Genomic DNA, 1,853 nt, shown 5'->3' with positions numbered 1-1,853 from the left:
GCTGTGATGGGTAGGGGAGCGTCGTGTGCCGGGTGAAGCAGCACCGGAAGGTAGTTGTGGACGGTTCACGAGTGAGAATGCAGGCATGAGTAGCGATACACACGTGGGAAACGTGTGCGCCGATTGACTAAGGGTTCCTGGGTCAAGCTGATCTGCCCAGGGTAAGTCGGGACCTAAGGCGAGGCCGACAGGCGTAGTCGATGGACAACCGGTTGATATTCCGGTACCCGCTTTGAAGCGCCAACGCTGAATCCAGCGATGCTAAGCCCGTGAAGCCGCCGGTTGAGTCTTCGGACGAGGTCGGAGTGGTGGAGCCGGTGAACCGGACTGGTAGTAGGTGAGTGATGGGGTGACGCAGGAAGGTAGTCCAGCCCGGGCGGTGGTTGTCCCGGGGTAAGGGTGTAGCCCGAGGGGTAGGTAAATCCGTCCTTCACATAGGGGTGAGACCTGATGCCGAGCCGATTGTGGCGAAGTGGATGATCCTATGCTGTCGAGAAAAGCCTCTAGCGAGTTTCATGGCGGCCCGTACCCTAAACCGACTCAGGTGGTCAGGTAGAGAATACCGAGGCGTTCGGGTGAACTATGGTTAAGGAACTCGGCAAAATGCCCCCGTAACTTCGGGAGAAGGGGGGCCATGTCTGGTGAACACTCTTGCAGTGGGAGCTGGGTGTGGCCGCAGAGACCAGCGAGAAGCGACTGTTTACTAAAAACACAGGTCCGTGCGAAGCCGTAAGGCGATGTATACGGACTGACGCCTGCCCGGTGCTGGAACGTTAAGGGGACCGGTTAGCTCCATTTCGGTGGGGCGAAGCTGAGAACTTAAGCGCCAGTAAACGGCGGTGGTAACTATAACCATCCTAAGGTAGCGAAATTCCTTGTCGGGTAAGTTCCGACCTGCACGAATGGCGTAACGACTTCTCGACTGTCTCAACCATAGGCCCGGTGAAATTGCACTACGAGTAAAGATGCTCGTTTCGCGCAGCAGGACGGAAAGACCCCGGGACCTTTACTACAGTTTGATATTGGTGTTCGGTTCGGCTTGTGTAGGATAGGTGGGAGACTGTGAAGCTTGGACGCCAGTTCAGGTGGAGTCGTCCTTGAAATACCACTCTGGTCGTGCTGGATGTCTAACCTGGGTCCGTGATCCGGATCAGGGACAGTGTCTGATGGGTAGTTTAACTGGGGCGGTTGCCTCCTAAAGGGTAACGGAGGCGCCCAAAGGTTCCCTCAGCCTGGTTGGCAATCAGGTGTTGAGTGTAAGTGCACAAGGGAGCTTGACTGTGAGACCGACGGGTCGAGCAGGGACGAAAGTCGGGACTAGTGATCCGGCGGTGGCTTGTGGAAGCGCCGTCGCTCAACGGATAAAAGGTACCCCGGGGATAACAGGCTGATCTTCCCCAAGAGTCCATATCGACGGGATGGTTTGGCACCTCGATGTCGGCTCGTCGCATCCTGGGGCTGGAGTCGGTCCCAAGGGTTGGGCTGTTCGCCCATTAAAGCGGTACGCGAGCTGGGTTTAGAACGTCGTGAGACAGTTCGGTCCCTATCCGCTGTGCGCGTAGGAATATTGAGAAGGGCTGTCCCTAGTACGAGAGGACCGGGACGGACGAACCTCTGGTGTGCCAGTTGTTCTGCCAAGGGCATGGCTGGTTGGCTACGTTCGGGAGGGATAACCGCTGAAAGCATCTAAGCGGGAAGCCTGCTTCGAGATGAGTATTCCCACCCACTTGATGGGGTAAGGCTCCCAGTAGACGACTGGGTTGATAGGCCGGATATGGAAGCACTGTGAGGTGTGGAGTTGACCGGTACTAATAGGCCGAGGGCTTGTCCTCAGTTGCTCGCGTCCACTGTGT

The 1,853-nt window shown here is 56.9% G+C and carries 1 rRNA gene; it reads left to right on the top strand.

Annotated elements, in window-relative coordinates:
• Nucleotides 1-1,832 (top strand): 23S ribosomal RNA (locus BJP40_RS27875); the annotation flags it as partial.
• Nucleotides 1,833-1,853: the final 21 nt, after the last annotated feature.

It is taken from the genome of Streptomyces sp. CC53, assembly GCF_001865245.1.
Classification (GTDB): domain Bacteria; phylum Actinomycetota; class Actinomycetes; order Streptomycetales; family Streptomycetaceae; genus Streptomyces.
Note: the sequence above shows the minus strand (reverse complement) of the source record. Positions and strands in the feature narration are given on the sequence as shown.